This window comes from Campylobacter sp. IFREMER_LSEM_CL908, assembly GCF_025771545.1.
Lineage (GTDB): Bacteria > Campylobacterota > Campylobacteria > Campylobacterales > Campylobacteraceae > Campylobacter_D > Campylobacter_D lari_D.
On the sequence record NZ_JAKMQK010000001.1, the window covers coordinates 15,256 to 39,420 of the forward strand.

Sequence of the window (24,165 nt, forward strand, 5' to 3'; positions counted from 1 at the left end):
ATCACACAATGCTTTTTCCTTATTTTTAAAAAAGCATTGTATCTAAAATAAAATTAACAAAAAGTTTTTTTAACTATTAATAAATAATATAAAACAAGAGCAAACAAAACAAGTACAGCACAAAGTGCATAGACATTAGCAAAACCTATACTTGGTTCAACAATACCCAACAAATAAGGACTAACTCCTATGCCAAAATCCAAAGATAGAAAAAAAGTAGAATTAGCTAACCCCATTTTTTCTTTAGGAGCTAGTTTGATAGCCAAAGCTTGTGCACTTGAAGTAGCATTTGCATAACCTAGTGCACAAAATATACCGGCGATAATAATCATATAAAAATTTTTTGCAAACGCAAGTAAAAGTAAACACAATATAAAACTAAATAATGAAAAAATTATTACAATATTAGCTCCATGTTTATCAAATACCTTTCCAGCAAGAGGTCTAAAAACTATAGAAAATCCAGCATATATTACAAAAAACATAGATCCAGCAAAGCTTAAATTTAAACTTTGAGTATAAGCACTCATATAAGCTATAATAGCTCCAAAAGGACATGCGATCAAAAAAGTAATCAAAGCCAAATTTAAAACTGATTTTTCAAAATAATTATAAATACTAAATTTTCTTTTTACATGATAATGTTTTTTAAATCTTCTTACTTTTAAAAAAATTGATAAAACTAATGCAAAGATAATACTCACACTTGCAATTAAAAAGCTTAGTTGAAATAAGTTGATAGAGTCAAGTTTTATGGCCAAAAAAGGCCCTAAAGCTGAAGTTAAAACAACACTCGTAGCATAATACCCTATACCAATTCCTCTTTTATTACTAGGTATTATTCTAGCAATAGCTGCCCCACAAGCACAAGAACAAATTCCATAGCAAACTCCAGCTAGAAAGCGTATCAATACCAAAAAATACACATTATAAAATTTCAAATACATTAAATTAATAAAAAGATAAAATAAAAGTGAAAATATAATCACTTTTTTTATATTAATACCATCAATAATAGAACCAAAATAAAGTCTAGAAAGCAAAGCACCTATAACAAAAGCACCCATTATAAGTCCTGCGGTGCTAGTTTGAAGATTTAAAACACCCAAAACATAATCTGTACTAGAAATAGTACTCATATAAAAAACAAGACAAATAACAAAATTTATCCCAAAAATACAGAAAAAATTTATATTAAATAAATTATATTTCTTACTAAGACCCATGAAAAAACCTTTCTTAAATTTTTTCATTGATATAATCAAGTAATTTTAAAAGCACTTCTTGATCTTGTTCATCTAATATATCTAAGATTTCTTTTTCATATTTTCTTATACAAACATTTGCATCAAAAAAAATTTCTTTACCCTTGGCACTTAAAGTAATGATCTTTTCTCTTTTATCATCAGCTTTTAAAAACTCTATATATTCAAGTTTTGCTAGTTTGGAAACAACTCTAGAAAGTATAGCTTTATCCATTTGATAAAATTCACATATTGGAGCTAAAGTGCTATTTTGATGATGGCTTAAATAAACAAAAACTCTCCAATCACTTGATTTCAATCCAAATGGCTTTAAAATTTCATTGACTTTATAGAGTATTTTTCTATTTGTATAAGTAATTTTTTGAAAAAATATGAGAAATCCTTTGTAAAAATTAATTGATTAAATCAACTATTTTAATAGTAACAAAGATTACATAAATTCTAACTTATATAAGTTTTTTCCTTAAATACATTCTGCATTTAAGATAAAAAATATCAAAAAATTAAAGCTTGTAACTTTGTTATAATATTTTAAATTTACAAATATTTGTAGTATTGACAAACTCAAATTAGCTTAGATTAAACTATGACATTAGAGACTTTATTTATACTAATAAAACTTGCATTATTATTTTATAATGCTTAATATAATTTAACATAAGTCAATAAATTTTACCACTGAGTATTGTAAAATATTAAAAATTATCGCAATAAAGGTTGTAATCATGATCGATATTTATCCTTATATACTAATAATACATTTATTTTGTGCTATATTTTTTATAGGATTTTTATTTACCGATGTATTCTTATTAAGAAAATTAAATTTGGATATAAAAAATACAATTAAAATAATGCCACCTATTGTATTGATTTTATTTCTTAGCGGTTTATATTTAGCTCATTTTCACTTAAATTCATTAAATTGGATATTTATTTGCAAAATATTCTTTGCTTTATGTATTTTTATATTAATACTATTTTCTCTTTTTTATAAAATAATCTTAAAAAAACAAAATCCTTTTCATGCATATATTCACCCTATTGTATTTATTTTTACTATAATTATTGTAATATGTGCAAAATTAATGTTTTATATTGTTATTTGATTTTCAAATAAACACCACATTCAAGATGATTTGTGTTTGCAAATTGATCAAAAAATGCAAATTTGGATATTTTATGAGTTTTGCATAATTTCTCAAGGTTTTCTTTTAAAGTGATAGGATTGCACGATATATAAATGATATTTTCATAATTTTTAATAAGTTCAATCACACTTAAATCAAGTCCTGCTCTTGGAGGATCAACTAAGACATGAGATATTTTAAAACCATCTAATTCTATGTCTTTTAAGCGATTAAATTCCCTTTCTTTTTTCAATGCTTGACTTAACTCTTCGCTAGAAAGCCTTGTAAAAGTTATATTTTCAATAGAATTTAAAACGCAATTTTTTAAAGCAAACTCAATATTTTTCTTAGAAATTTCAGTTGCTAAAACTTTTTTAAAATTTCTTGCTAAAGCTATGGTAAAATTTCCATAACCACAATAAAGCTCTAATAAATCTTGCTTAAAATCACTCTCTACACAAGATACAACCCATTCGATCATCTTTTCATTAATAAAAGTATTGGGTTGGATAAAACAATCATTATTAAACACATATAAAAATTCATTTGTATTGATATTTAAAATTTGTCTTAAATTTTCTCCATTAAATACAAGTTTTTTACCCCTACTTCTTGCTATGAGCTTGAGATTTAATTTTTCTGCTAATTCTTGTAAATCTTGTGTGATTAGCTCTATATTTTTATGGAAAAGTAAAGTTATACTTAAATCTAATTTTGTAGCTAAAAACTCTACTCCAAAAAGCTTTTCTTTTAAATTTTCATTTAGATTATTTAATAAAATAGGCATATATTTTTGAATTTTTTCATCTGCTATATCAAAATTTTCAATAGGAATTTTTTTCTTATTTTCAAACATTGCATAAGAAATTTTCCCATTTTCATGATGATATATAGAAAATTCCGCCCTAGTTCTATAAGCTTTTAAAGGTGATTTAAAGCACTGAATTTCTCCATCATATAAAGAAGAAAACAATGCTTTGTTTAAAGCAATTTTTTCTTCAAAATGCATTTACGCATCTACCTTTTTGCCAACCACAAAAAGTAAAACTATCATAGCTAAGATTCCAAAAACAAGTCCTAGCCACACATTAAGTCCTAATGCTACCGGTAAATAACCACAAAGTATACTAATAGCACAAACACTCAAAGCATAAGGCATTTGTGTACTAACATGAGCTAAAAGATCACACTTACTTCCCATAGACGAAAGTATAGTTGTATCAGAAATTGGCGAGCAATGATCTCCAAAAATAGCTCCTGTTAAAACCCCTGAAATATTAATAATCATATATTGGTGTAACTCTGCTCCGCTTAATTCATTATGAACCCCAACAGCCATAGCTAAAGGAATAGCCAAAGGCATTAAAATACCCATAGTTCCATAACTAGTTCCCGTTGAAAAAGAAATAATAGAAGCAAAAATAAAAATTGCTGTAGGAAGCAAATAAAGAGGTGTTTTATCTGAAAATAAGTCAATTAAATATTTAGAAGTTCCCAAATCTTTAATCACAGAAGCTAATGACCATGCACAAAGTAAAATAATCACAGTCATAATCATAGTTCTCCAGCCATGAGTCCAAACCGCAATAGCTTCTTTTAAAGTAAATATTTTTCTATACATTCCCAAAATAATAGCTACTATGGTAGCTAAAAGTGCTGCTTGAAACAATACAACTGAAGCATCAGCTGCGCCAAAAGTCTCTCTAAAAGCAAATAAACTAAGCGGTGCTGCATCAATTTGTGCTTTAACACTCACATCATCTAAGGCATTATAACCACTAAAATAAAAACCTATAAATGAAAACACGATCAAGACAGCTAAAGGTATAATAGCATTAGAAGCTTGCAATTTTACATGCTCTTTTGGCTCTAAAACTTTATCTTCTATATTATCAATTTGCTCATGACCATGAGAAAATTTACCCGCTCTAGCTCTAAGTTCAGCTTTTAACATAGGTCCAAATTCCCTACCTGTATAAATAGTCAAAACAACAAAAATCAACATAAAAAGATTATAAAATCTATAAGGTAAGGTTTGTACAAAAATTTCAAAAGCGTTAATTTCTTCTTTTACTACACCTAAATGTGCAAAAGTTGCATTATCAATTAGATCATATCCGCTGCGAATTAAAGAAATTTCAAGTCCTATCCAAGTAGAAATGATAGCAAGACCGGTAATTGGTGCTGCAGTTGCATCCATTATAAAAGCAAGCTTTTCACGGCTTACTCTAAATTTATCTGTTACCGGACGCATGATAGGACCTACGATTAATGAATTGGCATAATCATCAAAGAAAATAAAAATTCCCATACACCAAGTAGCAAATTGTGAGCTTTTTGCTTGTTTAGCTTTAGTAGAAAGCCAAAGAGCTACTGCTTTTGTCCCCCCTGTTTTGGTAATAAGAGCTACAACACCACCTATAGTTAAAACTTGCAATAAAATTCCTGCATTACCCGGACTTGCCATGGCATTTACCACTTTGGAAATAAACCCTGTAAAAGAAGCAATGATAGCATGGTAAATACTATTTTCAATAAGTCCTAACATAAAAGTACCACTTAATGCACCAATAAATAACGAAAGTACTACATCTTTAGTAACAAAAGCTAAAATAATAGCTATCACTGGTGGTAAAAGCGTCCAAGCTCCAAAAAGTTCTGCATTTGCTTGTGCATCAGCAAATAACAACAAAGGAGCTAATAATAAATAAAAAATTTTCATAATTATCCTTAAGTTTTTATATTTTTTCGCTAAAAGTTCCCGCCCATGTTTGAGTCACAGGCATAAGCTCTATTTCATTAATATTAATATGCTCAGGTAAGCTAATGATAAAAGTAATAATTTTTGCTATATCTTCAGCTTTGATATATTTAGTATTTTCATAAACCTCATCAGCTTTTTTAATATCACCTTTAAATCTCACTTCACTAAATTCAGTTTTACAAAGTCCTGGAGCAATATTTGTTACTTTTATATTACTTCCACGCAAATCCGTTCTTAAAGCTTTGGAAAATTGTGCCACAAAAGCCTTAGTTCCACAATAAACATTACCTCCATAATAAGGCACATTAGCTGCAATTGAGCCAAGATTAATTATGTGGGCATTTTTTGCTTTTCTAAGTAAAGGTAAAGCAGCTCTTGCTACATATAAAAAGCCTTTGATATTAGTATCTACCATGGCTTCAATATCTTCAATATCCAAAGAATCAAATTCATTTAAACCTAAAGCAAGACCTGCATTGTTAATAAGCAAAGAAATATTGCCAAAATCTTGAGGTAAATTTTCAATTGATGCAAAAACTGCTTGTTTATCTCTAACATCAAGTTCTATGGGATAAATTTTATCCCCATAAAGCTCTTGTAGTTTTTCTAATCTGTCTTTGCGTCTTGCTATAGCTATAACTTTGTAATCAAGTTCTATTAAAGCTTTTAAACTCTCTAGTCCAAAACCTGAACTTACTCCAGTTATTAAAGCAGTTTTCATGGTTGTGTCTCTTCATATAGCATCAAATTCTCATTTTCCTTTAAACCAAGTTTTTTTAGATATTTAATATTTTGTTCTTTTTTTGCAATTATGGCAAAATCAAGAGCATTAAATCCCAAATCATCAATTTCTTTATAATTTGCTTTGTAATCTATAAGTAACTTAAGCATTTTTACATCTGCATAGTTTGCTCCATGCATAAAAATATTTTTAGAAGTATGCTCAAGTGCACATAAAGTAATGAAATATGGCGTATTACTTCCCATACTAGCAATAGAAAGTTTTTCATTATCGTTAATGTATTTTTGATTTACATTAGCTCCATTTTCTAATAAAACTTTTGCAACCTTATAATTGTTGTATTCAACTGCATAAAACAAAGGTGTTTTTCCAAAAGAATTTCTATAATCAACAATAGCCCCATTTTCTAATAAAAGCTTGACATTATCTGCACTATCTAATGCAAAAAACAAAGCAGACTCATAACCTTCATTTATTTTTACACCTAATTTTATAAACTCACTTATAATTTGACTTTCTCTATTGTTTAACAAAGCAGATTTAAAACCATTATTTAATTCTAAATTGCTAATTTTTTTAGAATAAATATATTCTTTTATTTGTTCTAAAGAGTTGTTTTTATTAGCCACAAATTTTTCAAAGTCCGAAATATCTTTAAAGATTTTAGTCTCGCCAACTGCCCAATTTAAAAATTCATTCAAAGCATTACTAGCAAAGTAAATAGCACTTGCTTTATCTAAATTAAATTCGTTTTGAAAATATTTTGTTAAAGGATTAATCGCATTATTATACTCTTTCCAAAATTCCTTAAAGAGCTTAAAATTTCCTATACTTTGATAAGCCCAAAATCTAAAATAAGCTTTTAATTTTGCAAATTTTTCTTCAAGTATTATAGGATCTTGTAAAGTTTTTTGATAAACTTGCGGATCAAGCGCAATTTCTAATAATTTAAAATCAAATTTTCTCAAATCGCTAAAATATTCCCCTCCCATACAGGCACTATTACTTCCTCTAATTTCATTAGCAAGCTCATATAATCTTTTTGTAATTTGATTATTTTTTAAAGAAAAATCGCAATTTAAATCTACTTGAGCAAAATCTTGAGAAACTTGTGGTTTAAACTCTTTAAAAAAATCCATCTTATTTTCTTTGACATACCCGCAAGTGTAATCTAAAGCTAATGCATTTAAACTTATAATCAAACTAAATAATAAAATCCTCAAATATTTTCCTTTGATATAAATTAAATCACTATTTTAACTAAATTTTTGCTTTAATAACAATTAATTAATTTAAAATTCATACAATGATTATTTTAAAATGAGGAAAAAATGTATCAAAGTTTTTACAAAGCTAGTTTTGCTTATATTCTTTTGCAGAGTAATGAAAATAAACTTATCAATGTTGATTTTATAACATATAAGCCCAATTTTAGCAAAGATAAACACATTATTTTAGAACAAGCCTTAGAAGAACTAGACCTTTATTTTAATAAAAAACTTTTTTTCTTTAATACACCCCTAGCTCTTCAGGGGAGCGAATTTGAGCAAAAAGTATATAAAGCTTTAATTAAAATTCCCTATGGACAAACTAAAACATATCAAGAAATTGCTTCTTTTATCAATCATCCAAAAGCTTTTAGAGCGGTAGGTAATGCAAATTCTAAAAACAAACTTGCAATTTTTATACCTTGTCATAGAGTGGTAGCTAAAAATCACTTAGGCGGATACAATGGTGGTTTATTTATCAAAGAAGCTTTACTTAAATTAGAAGGTGTGCTTTAAAATGCCAAGTTTATTACTAGCAAGTTTTATTTGGGCTTTTTCTTTTCCATTAATTGGGCATTTTATAACCTTAGAAATGGATAGTTTTTTTGCTGCATTTGCAAAAGTTTTTTTGTCTTTATTAGTATTTTTACCTTTTTTAAATTTTAAGCTGAATTTGCATTTAAAACTAAAACTCATAAGCATTGGAGCTTTACAACTTGGTGTGATGAATTTATTTTATTATCATTCTTTTTTATATTTAAGTGTAAGCGAAGTGGCACTTTTTACGATTTTTACACCTTTTTATGTTGTACTTTTTTATGGGCTTTTTTCAAAAAATCTTAGATATTTATATTTTATAAGTATTTTTATATGTATTGTAGGTGCTTTTGTAGTTAAATTTGATAATATTAACTCTAATTTTTTATATGGCTTTTTACTTATTCAAGGAGCTAATTTAGTATTTGGCGCTGGACAAAGTTTTTATAAAATTTTATTAGAAAAAAATACAAATTTAAATCAAAAAGAAGCTTTCGCTTATTTTTATTTAGGCGCAACCAGTATAACCTTACCTGCTTTTTTATTTTTTGGAGATTATAATAATTTACCATCCAATTTAAGTTCTTGGATAGCTTTGATTTATCTTGGGACTATTGCTTCAGGATTTGGATATTTTTTATGGAACAAAGGCTCCACTGAAGTAGATAGCGGGGTTTTAGCTTTGATGAATAATGCCATTATACCTATAAGTATTTTTATCAATATGAGTATTTTTGGAGTAGATGTAGAGCTACTACCTTTTTGCATAGGGACCTTGATCATTCTTTTTTCATTTTTTATACATAGAAAAATCATGCATTATTATAATAAGAAATCTTACTCAAATACAAACCACTAGCAGGAGCTAAAAATCTACAATGAGCTTTTTTGGCATTGATTTGATCTAAAAGCTCATTTTTGCTCATTTTTCCTTCTAATACTTTTAAAATACTTGCCATCATCATTCTAATTTGAGATCTTAAAAAACCATTTGCTTCAAAATAAAACACAGTGTAATTTTTATAAGCATAAACTCTAGTTTTATACATTTTTCTTATACTTGTTTTATTATCAGAGCCTTCTTTTTGAAAGAGTTTAAAATCATGCTCTCCTTCAAATAAAAAAGCAATTTCCTTGGCTAATTTAATATTTATTTTTGGATAAAAATGCACATATGAGGCTAAAAAAGGATTATATTTTTCATGACTTATAATATAGCGATATGCTCTTTTTTGCACATCAAAACGCACTTGGAAATTTTCTTGCATTCTTTGGATATGCTTTATATGTATAAATGGGTGTGCAAAATGATTGATTTTATTTTTTAAATATACAAAATCTTTAAAATGTTCTCCTGCTTTTACACAAGCAACTGCATTAAATGCATGCACACCTTTATCAGTTCTTGAAGCAAATAAAGGTTTTTCATAAATACCCAAATGCGACAAGGCCTGCGCTAAGGTATCTTGGACACTAAGCTTATGTGGTTGGGTGGCTGAACCTTGAAATTTAGAACCATCATAAGAAAAAGTTAATTTTAAAAGCATTAATACTTACTTGCAATTTTTGCTTTAAAATAAAACAAAGAAGTAATTAAAAAGCTTGAAAAAATCACAGCGATAGCTACAAAAGGAGGATTATAAAAACTAATCAAAAGCGTAAAATAGGCAAAAATAATCACAAAAATTCCAAAATAAGCAAAACCTTTTTCATAACGATAAGTTACTATACCAAAAGAGAGTGCAAAAAGCACACTAGCTAAAGGAAATAAAGCTATAAGAATATAAATAACAAATTCTTTTGCTTTTTCTTTATTGCTTGTTACATCAGACCAATACCCATAAAAACTTTGAGTATTTAATTCTTTAGAAGAAAGTTTGCTTTTAATTAATAAATTTTTAAAACTAGAAATATGCCAATCTTCTTCTTTAATCTCATAAGCTTTTCCTTCATCTAGCTTAAAAGTAATAACCCCATCATTTGTTTCTAACTTTCCTTCTTTAGCTAAAATCACTTGTTCTTTATCTTGTGGGTTTTTCTTTGGATGATACATTATGATATTTTTATAAGTTTCATCAGAATTTTTGGCATCGATAAAAACAAGCCATTCTCCATATCTTTGTCCAAATTCCCCTGTTTTTATACTTACTTTAGCACTAATTTTTTTATAATCTACAAAATTATCAAAAAGTTCAAAAGATATAGGTATAAAAACCAAGACCACCACAAGCATAAAAGCACTTACTAAAGCTGCAATTTTTGCAAAAAAACTTGCTATCATGCTTGGAGCTATACTCAAAGCAAACAACACTGTGCTTTCATTTTCTCTAGAAAGCCTATAAAAGGCCAAAGTCAAAGCTATGAAAAAAGATATGGGTAGAGTAAAAATTAATATCTTTGGTAAAAGAAAAATATATAATTTGATTAATTCAAAAAAAGTAATTTCAATATAAGCAGTAATTTTAGCAAGTTGTATAAAAAAAATAATCGAAACAATAATAAATAAAGTAAAAAATAAAGATAACATTGTACTTAAAAACTGATTAAGCAAATACTTATAAACTAGTTTCATAATATACTTTCTACACTTAGATTAATCAAAATTCCACAAAATAAAAAAGGAATCATAGGCATTTGATAATCTTTCTTGGCTATTTTTATAAACATCAAAAGACTTAAAAAACTTGCAATAAATAAAATCAAAAAGCCTTTTTCATAGCCAAAAATTCCAAAAATCAAAGCTATTATTATAACATCACCTTCCCCTAAACTTTCTAAAATTTCATCTCTTTTTTTAAAATTTTTAATAAAATTAATCACACTTTTTAGTATAAAAATTAACCCCGCTCCAAAACACACTCTAAATAAAAAGCTATCTTGAAAATCCTCTAAATTTAAACCATTTTGCAAAAAATCAAAACAAAAAGCTAAAATAAATAAAATCCAAAGCCATAGCTCACTCACTGCTTTTAGATAATAATCCATCCAAGAAAGTGCTAATAATACAGCTAGCATACAAGCAAAAATTAAAATTTGAAAAACATCTTCGATTAAATAAAAGGCAAAGACAAACAAACACGCACAAATAAATTCATTAAAAGGATAAATCAAAGAAATTTTTTCTTTACAAAAAGCACATTTGCCTTTTAAAAATACAAAAGATAACAAAGGAAAAAGATGATAAAATTTCAAAGTTTTAAAACACTTAGGGCATTTTGATCTTGGGCTTATTATGCTTTCTTTATTAATCGTTCTTAAAATCAAAACATTGACAAAAGAACCCACACAAAGCCCTAGTAATAAAAATAAAAATATCATTTACCAAAGGTTCTTTTGCGTTTTTTAAACTCAGTAATGATATTTGTGATTTCTTTTTTAGTAAGTGCAGGAAATAAGGTTTGACTAAAATAAATTTCTGCATAACTTGATTGCCATAATAAAAAATTTGAAATTCTTTTAGCGCTCCCTACCCTTAAAAACAAATCCACATCTTCACTTAAGTCAAGATTTGCTTGTATATTTGCTTCATTAATTTCAAGATTTTTTTCAATCACCTTTTTAACCGCTCTAACTATTTCATCCTTGCTTCCATAAGAAATAGCTAAATTTACACATAATCTTGTGTGGTTTTTAGTTTGTTCTTGAAAATTTTGTATTTTTTTCAAGGTTAATTCATCTAAAAGACTTAAATTTCCTATAGCTTTAAAACGCACTTCATTAGCTATAAATTTATTTAAAGATTCATCAAGATATTTATTTAATAGTTTAAAAAGAAACTCCACTTCTTCTTTTGGTCTTTGCCAATTTTCTGTACTAAAAGCATAAAGGGTTAGATTTTGAATTTTTTCATCTATACATACTTCTATAATTTTTTCAACAACTTTAGCACCTTGACTATAGCCAATTTTTTCTAAAAGTCCATTTTTTCTAGCCCATCTTCTATTGCCATCCATTACTACAGCAAGATGCTTTAACTCATTCATTCTATCCCTTTATATCCATCAATCTTTTAAAAACAAACATAGGATTGAGCGTATTAACTACTTCAAATTTAAAATACTCGTTTAAAAAATGTGCTACTTTGGCAAAAGGTGTTTGTATGCGTGTGATTTTACCATTATCAATTATAATTTTTAAAGCACCAAAAATTTCAAAATACAAATACACCTCTAAAATATTTCCATTTTTCTTAGCTTCAAATAAAGCTCTATTTCCCTCATAAACAAAAGGTATATGATAAATTCCTTCAAAAAACGCAAAAAACATTTCCTTATAAATTTCAAACTCATATGCGCTTTTGCTTTCCATAAGTCTTTGGATAATGAATTTTTTATACCAAGCTTTTTCATCACCTTCTTGTAAAAGCTTTTCTATAAGTTCAGTCCCTTCTTCAAAAAGTCTAATTTTAGGCTTTTTCAAAAGATTTTTAAAAGAAATCACGCCTTTATCTTCATAAACTTCAGCTAAATACTCCTCCCCTACTTCAAGCTCTATCAAACTTTTTGTTTCAAGCTTTTTAGTGTTTAAAAGCAATACATAGCGATTATATGCGCGTTTTTCTAAAATTTGCATTCTTACAGGTAAGGTTGAGTTGATGATATTCACCAAAGTTTCCTTAATTCTTGTGCTAAAATAAAACCAAGTTTTTCTTTGCTTTGTTTGGAACTTTGAGAGATGCTATTTTTAGTGATAAAACAAATGCTATTTTCATCACTTCCAAAGTTCATTTGCTCATTTAAGACATTTAAACACACCATATCTAAATTTTTACTAACTAAAGATTTTTTAGCATTTTCTAAAGCATTTTGCTCATCAAATTCCATTTTAAAGCCTATTTTTTTGCCTTTAAAATCTAAATTTTTTAAGATATCCTCATTAAGCTTTAATTTTAAATCAAGTCCGTTTAAATGCTCATTTTTCTTAATCTTACCCTTATAAGCCTCAAGAGTAAAATCACTCACAGCAGCAGCCATAATTAAAGCATCAAAATCTTTGTATTTTTGCAATTTTTCTTTTAGTTTTAAAGAAGATTCAAATTTTTCTAATTTATAAGGTGTTTTAAACTCTACTGAGCTAACTAACACTACTTTAGCACCTAAAAAATACAAGGCATCAGCAACCGCCTTTGCCATTTTTCCACTTGAAAAATTACTAATACATCTTACATCATCAATTTTTTCTTTAGTGCCACCACCACTTACAATAAAACTTTTATCTTTAAAAAAATCTTCTTGCATTAGACTTCTTTTTAAAGCATTTATAATACTATCAAGCTCAGCCAAAGCTCCTAATCCTTCATCTTTACAAGCTAGAGTTTTAACTATAGGATCAATGATAATACAACCTTGCTCTTTTAAATTTTTTAAAGAATTTTGAGTGCTAAAATGTAAATACATGTTTGTATTTGCAGCGGGTGCGATTAAAAATGGTTTATTTTTATCTACTGCTATTAAAGTTTGAATAAATAAATTATCTGCTATACCATAGTTTAATTTATTAATAGAATTTATACTAGCAGGCGCAAAAAGTACACAATCGCAAGTCTTGCTAAAAGCTATATGATTATTAGTATTTTGCCAACTTTCATTATCTTCACATAAAACTTCATCCGCTAAAGCTTCAAAGCTAAGCTTAGTGCCAAATTTTAAAACTCCCAAACTTAGTAAAACTTTAACCCTAAAACCTTCTTTTTTTAATAAAGAAATAAGCTCATAAGCTTTATAAAAGGCTATGCTTCCACTTACTGCTAGTAAGATTGTTTTCATTTTTTACCTAGTTTTTTATAGTAAAAATCTTCTATAATTTGCGTCTTTGCTCTATTAATATACAAAGAGCCTTTTTCTACATCCTTACACACAGTGCTTCCTGCTGCGATGATTACCTCATCTTTTATCTCAACCGGAGCGATAAATTGCGTATCTGAACCCACAAAAACATTTTTACCTATTTTGGTCTTATGCTTTTTAACCCCATCATAATTACAAGTGATAGTACCACAACCTATATTAGTTCCCTCATCTATCTCACAATCCCCTAAATAACTCAAATGCCCTGCTTTAACTCCATTCAATAAAGCATTTTTACATTCTACGAAATTTCCTATATGGGTATTTTTAAGCTGGCATTTTGGACGCAAATGCGCTAAAGGCCCTACATCGCTATTTTCTACTATACTATCTTCAATCACACTTGAACTTTTAATGATAGAATTAATGATTTTTGATTTTCCTTCTATACGCACATTTTCATACACTTCACACTCACCTACAAACTCAACTTCATCTGAAATAAAAGTCGTCGCAGGCATGTGAAAAATCACTCCTTGCTTCATCCATTCTTTTTTAATCGCTTCTTGCATAAGATCTTGAGCTAGGCAAAGCTCAATTTTATCATTTACCCCCATAAAATCTTGCTCATTTACAAACACCGCATCGATTTCATAGCCCTTTTCTTTTGCTAAATAAACCGCATCGGTTAAATAATACTCTTTAGCTTTATTATCATTTTTTATCAAAGGCAATACTTCTTTTAAAATTTGTGCTTTTATAGCATAAACACCACTATTGCAAATGTTTATAGCAAGCTCTTCTTTGCTTGCATCTTTTGTTTCTACTATTTTTTGAATTTTATTTTCTTTTAAAACTATTCTTCCATAACTTTTTGGATCTTTTGCCTCAAAAACTGCCACATTAAAATCACTCTCATTTAAAGCTATTTTTTCTAAACCATCTGCTTTAACTAAAGGCATATCGCCACATAAAATCAATACTTTTTCATGCTTACTCTCATAACCCCTTAAAGCCCCTGCAGTACCTGGAAAATTTTGCAAGTCTTGTTCTAAAAAGCGTGTATTTGGAAAATACTCTAAAACAACTTGTTCAACCTTTTCTTTTTGATGAGAAAGCACCACACATACATCATCACTAATTTTATATGCTTGTTTTAAAATATGTAAAATCATTGCTTTTGAGCAAATTTTTTGAAGCACTTTTGGATTGTGTGATTTCATACGCGTGCCAAGTCCAGCAGCCAAAATAAGCACAGAAATTTTCATAATTTACCTTTGTTTTAAAAATTATTGCTTATTTTAACAAGCTAAAGTAAAAATTCTTACTAGTTGTTATTTGTTTTTTACAGATTTTCATTTACTTTAAACTTAAATTTATGGGGCGGGGTATAATGCTTTTTTCAATTTAAATTTACTTCCAAAAAATGTATTTTTTGAAGATACTGATTTGGCTCAATTTACAGATTATAAACTTAGTGTTTCTAATGATGGCAAAAGTCTTTTAATTAGCGGTGGTGCTAATGAAAATGTAAGAGATTTATCAAAAATATTAAAATCTGAAATTGATATTAGAAAAGAAGCTTTAGATAGCTTTAATAATATAAAAGAAGATATTAAAAGAAATGAAAATTTAGAAAATTCTGGATTTGGAGCCTACCAAAAACCAGGATATATTGGCGATGATGCTATGCTTGAAGCCATAGCACAAGCAGAAAAAGAACTACAGGACCAAATTAAAAAATTAGAACAACAAATCCAAGATATACAAGATAATGGTGGAAAATTTGATGGTAGTGATTTAGTTGAAAATATGAAAGATGTTAGCTTAGAAAATAAAAATTTAGCTGTAAATATGCTAAATAGTATTTTAGATTCTAAACTTAGCAATGATGCTATCGCAGCACTCACTCTAGATACCACAGGAAAAAATCTAAACACACTTACCACAAATACAAAAGCAAGTGCAAAAGCTATAGTAAATAATGCTCAAAATTCTTCTGTTAATTCATCTATAGGTATAGCAAATGACCTAGCAATTGGAACAAGAATAGCAAAACTTTCAAATCCTTATCAAGATAAAGCTTTAGTAGAAAAATTTGCTACAACCCATATAGCAGCACTAGCAAGCGATGTTTATAATTATTATGGAAATTCTTCATTTAATAATAGCTTTTGGGGTAATGTTTTTGGTGGTGCAAATATCATAGATGGAGATAGTGGTGCTTTATATGGATTTACACTAGGTGCTGATAGAAAAATCAATGATAATGCTTTGCTTGGTTTTTACTTTACTTATGCTGATTCAACTATCAAAGATGGAGTTATGGAACAAAAATCAGATAACTATCAATTTGGTATTTATTCTTTAATTAATCCAAACGATCAATGGGAAATTAATCTAAGAGCTTACGGGCAAATTTCTCCAACAGATCAAAGTGTTGTAATGTTAAATGATTCTAATAAGGCTGATTTTGATAGTAAATTCTTTGGTTTAAGTGCTAATGCCGGTAGAATTTTTAATCCAAATTCATCATCATTATTCATCAAGCCTTTTGCTGGTATAAATTACTACTACGCACACACTCCAAGTTATAAAGAAAGTGGTATGTTTGCAAAAGATGTTCAAAGTATGACAAATAATTCCATATCTTTAGAACTTGGTACTGAATTTAGAAAATATATGAGCGAAACATCATATTTATTTATCACTCCAAAAATAGAACAATATGTAATGAATAATGGAGATGATTATGTAGCTGGATTTGTTGGATCAAATTCAAATTTTATCATCAAAGGTAATGATAAGAAAAAAACTTATGGACAAATCATCATAGGTGGAAATGTAGATATTAGTGAGCAATTTAGCTTAAATGCAGGTGTTGGAGCCAAACAAATACTAGCTGGTAAAACAGATGGTAAAAATGAAACTTATGTAAGTGGTCAAGTAGGTTTTAAATACAAATTCTAAAAAAAATATTTTTTGAGAAACTCCTAAATGCTAGAGTTTTTCACTCTAGCATTTTAAAAATAAACCATTAATTCAATCATATAAATTGCATTTTTAAGAGTAAAATTGCTAAAATAATGCTTTTAATTTTAACCAAGGAAATATTTTGAGGGTTTTACTAGTTTTATTTTTATCAAGCCTAGCTCTTTTTGGCGCTGAAGCAACTATACCAACTGTAAATTTAAGCCTTAGTGCCCCAAATAGCCCTCAACAGCTCGTAACAACTTTAAATATAATTATAGTTTTAACTATACTAGCACTTGCTCCAACTATCATCTTTGTAATGACTTCATTTTTAAGACTTATAGTAGTTTTTTCTTTTTTAAGAACTGCTCTTGGCACACAAACCATGCCTCCAAATACCATCTTAGCGACACTAGCTTTGATTTTAACTTTTTTTATTATGGAACCTGTTGCTACAAAATCATACAATGAAGGCATAAAACCCTATATTGCTGAACAAATAGGCTATGAAGAAGCCTTTGCTAAAGGCGTTAAACCTTTTAAAGATTTCATGTTAAAAAATACCAGAGAAAAAGACTTAGCGCTTTTTTATAGGATCAGAAATTTAGAAAATCCAAAAACCATAGATGATGTTCCTTTAACGGTTTTAGTGCCTGCTTTTATGATAAGTGAACTCAAAACTGCCTTTGAAATAGGCTTTTTACTTTTCTTGCCATTTTTAGTTATTGATATGGTAGTAAGCTCAGTGCTAATGGCTATGGGTATGATGATGTTACCACCTGTTATGATTTCCATGCCTTTTAAATTGCTTATTTTTGTTTTGGTAGATGGATGGAATTTGCTTATACAAAATCTCGTCAAAAGCTTTTTAACTTAGCAATTTAGAGCAAAAATATGTGTATTATTAGCTTTATTTGTATTTTTCTAAATCAAAGATTTTAAATGGCATTTGCTATATTTGGAAAATACCTTTATGATAATCTTGCCTTCACTCTTAAAGCTCACACTCAAAAAGAAAGTAAAAAAGCTTTTAAAATCATAGAAAAATATAAAAATCAATATTATTTTTTAGGCTATATTCAATATGAATTCTATAAATATCTAGAAAATAAAAATTATAAAAGCAAAGAGCCTTTTTTATATTTTTTTGCTTTTAAATCAAAAAAAATCTTTACAAACGAAGAAAAAAATTTAGACTTTTATCCAAGTTTTTCATCCAATTTAAACCAAGAAAAGTATTTTGAAAACTTTGACAAAGTCAAAGAAGCCATAGCTAAAGGTCAAAGTTATCAAGTTAATCTTACTCAAGAACTACATTTACAATCAAATCTTAATGTGTATGAGAGTTTTTTAAGCCTTTATCCTAAGCAAAATACCCCCTATAAAGCTTATATGAAAAATGAATTTTTAGAATTGGCTTCATTTTCACCTGAACTTTTTTTTAAAATCAAAAATAAAAAAATCATCACAAAACCCATGAAAGGCACAATCAAACGCTCAAATAATCCAAAAGAAGATGAAAGTCTAAAAAACTTTTTAAAATGCGATGAAAAAACTATTAGTGAAAATGTAATGATAGTTGATTTATTACGCAATGATATTTCAAAACTCATCAAAAAACATTCTTTAAAATGCGAACTTTTTAAGGTTAAAACCTACCCTACCTTACACCAACTCATTTCAAAAATAAGTGGGAAATTAAAGCCAAAAAATGATTATTTTAAAATTTTCAAAGCCCTTTTTCCATGTGGATCTATCACAGGTGCACCCAAAATAGAAACTATTAAACTCATAGAAAATTTAGAGCAAAGAAAACGCGGGATTTATTGTGGAGCGATAGGCTTAATCCATAAAGATAAAGCAAAATTTAGCGTAGCCATACGCACTTTAGAGAAAAAAAATAATGATGATTTTTTAAGATATGGTGTGGGAAGCGGACTTGTGTGGGACTCACAAAAACAAGATGAATTTGAAGAATTAAAACTAAAAAGTAAAATTTTAAAACCTAACTTTTATTTATTTGAAACAATGTATTATAAAAATCACTCTATTTTATTTTTCAAAGAACATTTGACAAGAATTTTAAACTCAGCTAATTTTTTTGGCTTTGATACTCAAAGATTAAAACATGATTTTAAAAATATACTAGAGAGCAAAGATAAAAAATTCCATTTTAAATCTTTACAAAATTTTAACAATTTTGTTTTCAATCATCATCATTTTTTTACAAAAAGTAATTTTACTCAAAAAGGCTCAAAGGCTATTAAATTAAAACTTTTTGAAAATGGCCTCTATGAGTTTGATTTTAGCAATATACAAGAAAATTCAAGCAAAAAACTACTCATAAGTAAAGACATCATAAAAGTAAATCTTTTAACACACCATAAAACTTCTCTGCGTAGTTTATATGAAGCAAATTCTTATCTATGGAAAGAAAATATTTGCTATGACATAGTTTTTTTTGATGAAAAAGGCATACTTTGTGAGGGTTCAAGAAGTAACATTATTATAAATTTAAATGATGAGTATTTTACCCCTTATGCTAAAAACTGCCTAAATGGTATTTATAGACAAACACTCTTAAAACACAAGCTCATCAAAGAAAAAGATATCACTAAAGATGAGCTTTTAAATGCTAAAGAAATTTATGCTATTAATTCTTTAAGAGGCTTAAAAAAGGTATTTTTGTGAAAGTTTTGATTATAGATAATTATGATTCTTTTACCTACACCATAGCCTTTTATTTAAAAGAATTAAACATTGCTTATAAAATTATTAAAAACGATAAATTTAAAAATCCAAAAAAGCTTAAAAAATATGATTTTACCCATCTTCTAATCTCCCCTGGACCAAATTCTCCAAAAAAATCAAAGTTAAGTTTAAAAGCTATAAAATATTTTAAAAAAGATAAAAAAATTCTTGGAATTTGTCTAGGACACCAATGTATAGCACATGTTTTTGGTGGTAAAATTTCTAAACTTCCAAACCCAACTCATGGTAAGGTAAAAACTATAAAATTCAAACCAAACCCACTTTTTAAAAATCTTAAACAAAATTTTAAAATTTGTTTATATCACTCTCTTTATGTTAATCATATAGGTAAAAAATGTGAAATTTTAGCCCATAGTGAAGATAATATCATCATGACTTTAAAACATAAAAAATACGATATTTATGGAGTTCAATTCCACCCTGAAGCCATACTGAGTCAAAATGGCAAAAAGCTACTTAAAAACTTTCTTACTTTGCAATAATCTAATATTTATATTTTTTTTCATTTACTTTAAACTTAAATTTAGGGGGGGGTATAATGCTTTTTTCAATTTAAATTTACAAGGAGTAATCAAATGAAACTTTCTTATTACACAAGTAAAGTTTTAATGGGAGTTGGTATTAGTGCTTTATTAAGCAATGCTATCTTAGCACAAGAAATTACCATAACAGATGACACTATGAAAAATTATTTTGAAACCAGTGATGGTCAAAATTTCAATCTAAAACAAGAACATACCAATCAAGACTTAACTATAAATCTCACAATGACAGACCTAGCTAATGCTATAGCTAACGATGAATATAAAGATCTCTCAAGAGTAAATATTAACTTAAATTCTAATAATCTTAGTTTTAAAAATACCTCCGAAGGTGCTAGTTATGTAACAAACTATACCATTAATGCTAAAAAAACTGAGGCAACAGATGTGATATTTCAAAGCTTAGATGGAAAATCCATCGTAAATGGAGATTTTAGCATAAAAGGTTCATCTAATCCTGCAGAGGGTATTTTAGATGATATAAAATCTTCAGCTATTTTAATCGCTGATGGGCATGGCCTACAAGGCTCTCTTGAAGTAAATGGAAATTTTACAGCAGATAAATCTACTCTATTTACCATAGGTGGTAATAAAAGTCAAAACCACATACAAGTAAATGGTAAAGCAAATATCACAAATTCAAACTTTTCCATAGGAACAACAAGTTTTGGTGATTTAGCTTTAAATAATTATGTTTTTATGAGTGCAAGTGAAGGGTTTAATGAAGATATAACAAGCTCAAACAAAGCTAGTGTAAACATAAGTAAAAATTTTGAAAGCATTGTTGGTATGAGCAACAAAGACTTAGGACTTGATTATGAAGTTGTAAGAGCTATGGATGTAAAAGATTTTGTTGAATATGAACTTTCTACAAAAGATAATAAGCTTTTAATTAGTGGTGGTGCAAATGAAAATGTAAATAACAATAAGATGATTCTAGAAAGCGATAAAAAATATCTAGAATTAATTAAAACTGATTTAGAAGATGCCAAAGATGATGAAGGTGTTAATATAGAAAAAATTGATAAAGCTATTGCAAAAATTAATGAGCAAATAAAACAAATTCAAGATATGATTAGCAATGCTGGAAGTGGAATAATCTCTAATGATGATTACATTAAAAACGATTCTAGTGTTTCAGCTTCTAACAAAGACTTTGTTTCTAAAATTTTAGATGGACTTAAAATTGGTGGAGATTTAAATGCAATAGGTAGTATTAAATTTGATAAAGTCGGGGAACAAGTAGCAAATGATATAAAAGATTCAGCTAAATCTATCTCAAATGTAAATCAAGCCTCATCAGGTATAAACTCAACTATCAATGTATCAAATGATGTATCTATAGGTTCTCGTGTAGCTATGTTAAATAATCCTTATGGAAATTACGCTACAAAATTATCTCAAATAAGATTTGCTACTAATGATTATAGAGGAAATTATATTGATAATTATAATAACAGCATTTGGGGTAATGTAATAGGCGGTGCAAACATCATAGATGGAGATAGTGGTGCTTTATATGGAGCCACTATAGGTATGGATAGAAAAATTAACGATGATGTTATTATTGGTGCTTATTTTACTTATGCAAACGCTGAAATAAAAGATAATCTTTTAACCCAAAAATCAGATAATTTCCAATTTGGTGCTTATTCTAATATCCATATAAGTCCAAAGGTAGAAGTTAATGTTAAGGCTTATGCTCAAATTTCTCCAACAGATCAAGATATTGTAAATAGAGGATTTAACACTACAAATAGTGCTGACTTTAATAGAAAATTCCTTGGTTTGAGTGCTAACATGGGATATATTTTTGATTTTAGTAATAATACCTTATTTATCAAACCTTTTGCCGGAGCAAACTACTACTATGCATATACCCCAAGCTATAAAGAAAATGGAATTGCAGGAAAAGATGTCAATAGCGCTAGTAATAATTCTATTTCTTTAGAACTTGGTGCTGAATTTAGAAAATATATGAGCGAAACATCATATTTATTTATCACTCCAAAAATAGAACAATATGTAATGAATAATGGAGATGATTATGTAGCGAGTTTAAATGGAGTGGCGCTACCTAGCGTAAAAAGCGATGATAAGAAAAAAACTTATGGACAAATCATCATAGGTGGAAATGTAGATATTAGTGAGCAATTTAGCCTAAATGCAGGTGTTGGAGCTAAACAAATACTAGCTGGTAAAACAGATGGTAAAAATGAAACTTATGTAAGTGGTCAAGTAGGTTTTAAATACAAATTCTAAAAAAAATATTTTTTGAGAAACTCCTAAATGCTAGAGTTTTTCACTCTAGCATTTTAAAAACTCTCATACTCTTTAGCTATAAAAACTTCATCATCTTTTACAATTAATGGGCGTTTTATAAGCGTTGGGTTTTGCAAAATCATCACTTTAATTTCATCTTGGTTTAAATTTTGAAGTTTTTCTTTATTTAACCCTAATTTTCTAGCACTCATACCCGCTGTATTTACAAGCTCTAAAACACTCCTTTTGCTAAGCCAAAAATCCAAAGTTTCTTCATCTAGCTTTTTAATGTCTAAAAATTCAAATTCAATTTGCTTAGAATTTAAATAATCCATAGCTTTTTTAACACTATTACAATTTTTAATACCATAAAATTTTAACATCTTCTTGCCTTTTTCACTAAGTCTGCTATGATAAATGCTAATTCTAAAGCTTGGTCAGCATTTAATCTTGGATCACATTGTGTTTCATAGCGTTTAGAAAGTTCTTCTTGAGTGATATTTAAAGAGCCTCCTACACATTCTGTTACATTTTGCCCTGTCATTTCCAAATGTACCCCACCAGGATACACTCCTTCACTCATAGCTATCTCAAAAAACGCACGCACTTCTTGAATAATTTTATCAAATTCTCTTGTTTTAAAATTACCTGATTTAACCGTATTTGCATGCATAGGATCTATGCTATAAAGTATATTAAACCCTTCTTGTTTTAACTCTTTAAATAATTTTGGCAAGGCATTTTCTATCTTATCACATCCCATACGGATGATGAAATTTAATCTTCCTGCTTCATTATGCGGATTTAAAATACTTACTAGCTTTTTTATTTCATCTAAATCATAATTAGCACTAAGCTTAACACCGAGTGGATTTTTTACTCCACTTAAAAAATGCACATGTGCTTCATCTGCTTTTCTAGTACGCTCACCTATCCAAAGCATATGTGCTGAACAATCATAAATTTCCCCGCTTAAACTATCTACTCTAGTTAAAGCTTCTTCATAAGGCAAAAGCAAGGCTTCATGAGAAGTATAAAAGGCTGTTTGAGAAAGATTTGGGGTATCAGTGATACCACAAGCTTGCATAAAAGCTAAAGCTTGAGTGATTTTTTCACTAAGTTCATTATATTTTTTCCCAAGCTCTGCTTTTTTTAAAAAACCCAAATTCCACTTATGCACTACTCTTAAATCTGCTAAACCACCTCTTGAAAAAGCTCTTAATAAATTTAAAGTTGTAGCACTTTGATAATACGCTTCTAGCATTCTTTTAGGATCGGCTATTCTTGATTTTTCATTAAATTCAAAACCATTAATAATATCCCCACGATAACTTGGAAGTGTTACTCCATCTACTTCTTCAAAATCACTACTTCTTGGCTTTGCAAATTGTCCTGCAACACGCCCTACTTTAACGATAGGACAAGATCCTGCAAAAGTAAGCACTATGGCCATTTGAAGCATAACTTTAAACATATCTCTTATATTATCAGCACCAAAATTTACAAAACTCTCTGCGCAATCTCCTCCTTGGAGTAAAAATGCTTGAGAATTTACAACATTAGCAAGAGATTTTTTTAACTTATCTACCTCACCTGCAAAAACAAGTGGTGGTAATTTTTCTAATTTTTTAACAACATCTTGTAATTCATTTTCATCAGGATATTGCGGCTGTTGCTGAATTTTATAATTTTTCCAAGAATCTTTAGTCCATTTCATAGCTTAACTTCCTAATTTTAAGTAAGCTAAAATTATACAAAATGAGACTTAAATTAAGATTTCAAAACACTCTCAACGCGTTCAAGGCTATCTTGTTTATATAGAGTTAAACGCACTATAGAATCTTCTAGTGCTAAAAGATTATGAATTTCATTAGCTTTTAAACTAATGCTATCTAAAGATTTAAGTAGAATTTGCTGATTTAAAACTCCAAAATCAATAGAGCCTTTTAATACTTGTATAGTAATATCAAAAGGTGCTTTATGATCTTTCATAAAGCTATCCTTTGACATATTTATGCATATTTCCTTAGCATAAGCATTTTCTATTTTTTTAGATATATTTATGCCATTTTCAATTTCTTGTTCCCAAGAAATTACTTCATGCATTTGAGTTCTAAATTTCAT

Annotated in this window: 23 protein-coding genes; 7 read left to right on the forward strand and 16 right to left on the reverse strand. The window is 28.2% G+C overall.

Annotated features, from left to right (window positions below; all coding sequences use genetic code 11):
- Positions 1–53: 53 nt before the first annotated feature.
- From L8U04_RS00100 to L8U04_RS00125, 6 genes are all read right to left on the reverse strand, one after another.
- Positions 54–1,226 (reverse strand): MFS transporter, encoded by a 1,173-nt coding sequence (locus L8U04_RS00100; protein ID WP_263659077.1) that lies wholly within the window; start codon positions 1,224–1,226, stop codon positions 54–56.
- A 13-nt stretch (positions 1,227–1,239) separates the two neighbouring features.
- The gene (locus L8U04_RS00105) at positions 1,240–1,563 is read right to left on the reverse strand and encodes a MarR family winged helix-turn-helix transcriptional regulator (RefSeq protein ID WP_133318774.1); all 324 of its coding nucleotides are present in this window, start codon (positions 1,561–1,563) and stop codon (positions 1,240–1,242) included.
- 803 nt (positions 1,564–2,366) lie between these two features.
- Positions 2,367–3,404: a tRNA (uridine(54)-C5)-methyltransferase TrmA gene (gene trmA, locus L8U04_RS00110; protein ID WP_263709150.1), complete on the reverse strand. Its 1,038-nt coding sequence runs from the start codon at positions 3,402–3,404 to the stop codon at positions 2,367–2,369.
- Positions 3,405–5,117, reverse strand: a complete 1,713-nt coding sequence (locus L8U04_RS00115) for a Na+/H+ antiporter NhaC family protein (RefSeq protein WP_263660972.1) — start codon at positions 5,115–5,117, stop codon at positions 3,405–3,407. It lies immediately after the preceding gene.
- Positions 5,118–5,133: 16 nt separating this feature from the next.
- Complete coding sequence (locus L8U04_RS00120) at positions 5,134–5,880, reverse strand: SDR family NAD(P)-dependent oxidoreductase (RefSeq protein WP_263669812.1); 747 nt, start codon at positions 5,878–5,880, stop codon at positions 5,134–5,136.
- Positions 5,877–7,124 (reverse strand): ankyrin repeat domain-containing protein, encoded by a 1,248-nt coding sequence (locus L8U04_RS00125; protein WP_412175210.1) that lies wholly within the window; start codon positions 7,122–7,124, stop codon positions 5,877–5,879. The genes L8U04_RS00120 and L8U04_RS00125 overlap by 4 nt, the downstream gene beginning before the upstream one ends.
- A 108-nt stretch (positions 7,125–7,232) precedes the next feature.
- Here L8U04_RS00125 and L8U04_RS00130 point away from each other — a divergent pair, with 108 nt between their 5' ends.
- Entirely contained in the window at positions 7,233–7,685 is a 453-nt protein-coding gene (locus tag L8U04_RS00130; RefSeq protein WP_220567261.1) for a methylated-DNA--[protein]-cysteine S-methyltransferase, read from the forward strand.
- Between the two features lies 1 nt (position 7,686).
- On the forward strand, positions 7,687–8,565 hold the full coding sequence (locus L8U04_RS00135) for an EamA family transporter (RefSeq protein ID WP_263664411.1): 879 nt from the start codon (positions 7,687–7,689) through the stop codon (positions 8,563–8,565).
- On the opposite strand, the gene truA is transcribed toward L8U04_RS00135, so the two are convergent.
- Genes truA through glmU form a run of 7 tightly spaced genes read right to left on the reverse strand, consistent with a single transcriptional unit; the run spans position 8,519 to position 14,760 of the window.
- Complete coding sequence (gene truA, locus L8U04_RS00140) at positions 8,519–9,253, reverse strand: tRNA pseudouridine(38-40) synthase TruA (protein ID WP_263664410.1); 735 nt, start codon at positions 9,251–9,253, stop codon at positions 8,519–8,521. The two genes, L8U04_RS00135 and truA, sit on opposite strands and share 47 nt — an antisense overlap.
- Complete coding sequence (locus tag L8U04_RS00145) at positions 9,253–10,278, reverse strand: LptF/LptG family permease (RefSeq protein ID WP_214100351.1); 1,026 nt, start codon at positions 10,276–10,278, stop codon at positions 9,253–9,255. The genes truA and L8U04_RS00145 overlap by 1 nt, the downstream gene beginning before the upstream one ends.
- The gene (locus L8U04_RS00150; RefSeq protein ID WP_263664409.1) at positions 10,275–11,024 is read right to left on the reverse strand and encodes a prepilin peptidase; all 750 of its coding nucleotides are present in this window, start codon (positions 11,022–11,024) and stop codon (positions 10,275–10,277) included. Before L8U04_RS00150 ends, L8U04_RS00145 begins: the two co-directional genes overlap by 4 nt.
- Positions 11,021–11,689 (reverse strand): polyprenyl diphosphate synthase, encoded by a 669-nt coding sequence (gene uppS, locus L8U04_RS00155; protein WP_263672766.1) that lies wholly within the window; start codon positions 11,687–11,689, stop codon positions 11,021–11,023. The genes L8U04_RS00150 and uppS overlap by 4 nt, the downstream gene beginning before the upstream one ends.
- Position 11,690: 1 nt before the next feature.
- The gene (locus L8U04_RS00160) at positions 11,691–12,311 is read right to left on the reverse strand and encodes a hypothetical protein (protein WP_263664407.1); all 621 of its coding nucleotides are present in this window, start codon (positions 12,309–12,311) and stop codon (positions 11,691–11,693) included.
- The gene (gene coaBC / locus L8U04_RS00165) at positions 12,308–13,471 is read right to left on the reverse strand and encodes a bifunctional phosphopantothenoylcysteine decarboxylase/phosphopantothenate--cysteine ligase CoaBC (protein WP_263664406.1); all 1,164 of its coding nucleotides are present in this window, start codon (positions 13,469–13,471) and stop codon (positions 12,308–12,310) included. Before coaBC ends, L8U04_RS00160 begins: the two co-directional genes overlap by 4 nt.
- The gene (gene glmU / locus L8U04_RS00170) at positions 13,468–14,760 is read right to left on the reverse strand and encodes a bifunctional UDP-N-acetylglucosamine diphosphorylase/glucosamine-1-phosphate N-acetyltransferase GlmU (RefSeq protein ID WP_263660101.1); all 1,293 of its coding nucleotides are present in this window, start codon (positions 14,758–14,760) and stop codon (positions 13,468–13,470) included. The genes coaBC and glmU overlap by 4 nt, the downstream gene beginning before the upstream one ends.
- A gap of 181 nt (positions 14,761–14,941) precedes the next feature.
- Between glmU and L8U04_RS00175 the strand changes: the two genes are divergently transcribed.
- From L8U04_RS00175 to L8U04_RS00195, 5 genes are all read left to right on the forward strand, one after another.
- On the forward strand, positions 14,942–16,462 hold the full coding sequence (locus tag L8U04_RS00175) for an autotransporter outer membrane beta-barrel domain-containing protein (protein ID WP_263709153.1): 1,521 nt from the start codon (positions 14,942–14,944) through the stop codon (positions 16,460–16,462).
- A 145-nt stretch (positions 16,463–16,607) separates the two neighbouring features.
- The gene (gene fliP, locus L8U04_RS00180; RefSeq protein WP_133318758.1) at positions 16,608–17,342 is read left to right on the forward strand and encodes a flagellar type III secretion system pore protein FliP; all 735 of its coding nucleotides are present in this window, start codon (positions 16,608–16,610) and stop codon (positions 17,340–17,342) included.
- A 65-nt stretch (positions 17,343–17,407) separates the two neighbouring features.
- Positions 17,408–19,156 carry a bifunctional anthranilate synthase component I family protein/class IV aminotransferase gene (locus L8U04_RS00185; RefSeq protein WP_263709155.1) on the forward strand — a complete coding sequence of 583 codons (1,749 nt, stop codon included), beginning with the start codon at positions 17,408–17,410 and terminating at the stop codon, positions 19,154–19,156.
- Complete coding sequence (locus L8U04_RS00190) at positions 19,153–19,719, forward strand: anthranilate synthase component II (protein ID WP_263664403.1); 567 nt, start codon at positions 19,153–19,155, stop codon at positions 19,717–19,719. Before L8U04_RS00185 ends, L8U04_RS00190 begins: the two co-directional genes overlap by 4 nt.
- Before the next feature lie 93 nt (positions 19,720–19,812).
- Positions 19,813–22,041: an autotransporter outer membrane beta-barrel domain-containing protein gene (locus tag L8U04_RS00195; protein ID WP_263709156.1), complete on the forward strand. Its 2,229-nt coding sequence runs from the start codon at positions 19,813–19,815 to the stop codon at positions 22,039–22,041.
- 53 nt (positions 22,042–22,094) lie between these two features.
- On the opposite strand, the gene L8U04_RS00200 is transcribed toward L8U04_RS00195, so the two are convergent.
- Genes L8U04_RS00200 through L8U04_RS00210 form a run of 3 tightly spaced genes read right to left on the reverse strand, consistent with a single transcriptional unit; the run spans position 22,095 to position 24,165 of the window.
- Positions 22,095–22,424 carry a Spx/MgsR family RNA polymerase-binding regulatory protein gene (locus L8U04_RS00200; protein ID WP_220725370.1) on the reverse strand — a complete coding sequence of 110 codons (330 nt, stop codon included), beginning with the start codon at positions 22,422–22,424 and terminating at the stop codon, positions 22,095–22,097.
- Positions 22,418–23,758, reverse strand: coding sequence for a class II 3-deoxy-7-phosphoheptulonate synthase (locus L8U04_RS00205; protein WP_173786628.1), 1,341 nt, complete (start codon positions 23,756–23,758; stop codon positions 22,418–22,420). The genes L8U04_RS00200 and L8U04_RS00205 overlap by 7 nt, the downstream gene beginning before the upstream one ends.
- 53 nt (positions 23,759–23,811) lie before the next feature.
- Positions 23,812–24,165, reverse strand: coding sequence for a cupin domain-containing protein (locus L8U04_RS00210; RefSeq protein WP_243705616.1), 354 nt, complete (start codon positions 24,163–24,165; stop codon positions 23,812–23,814).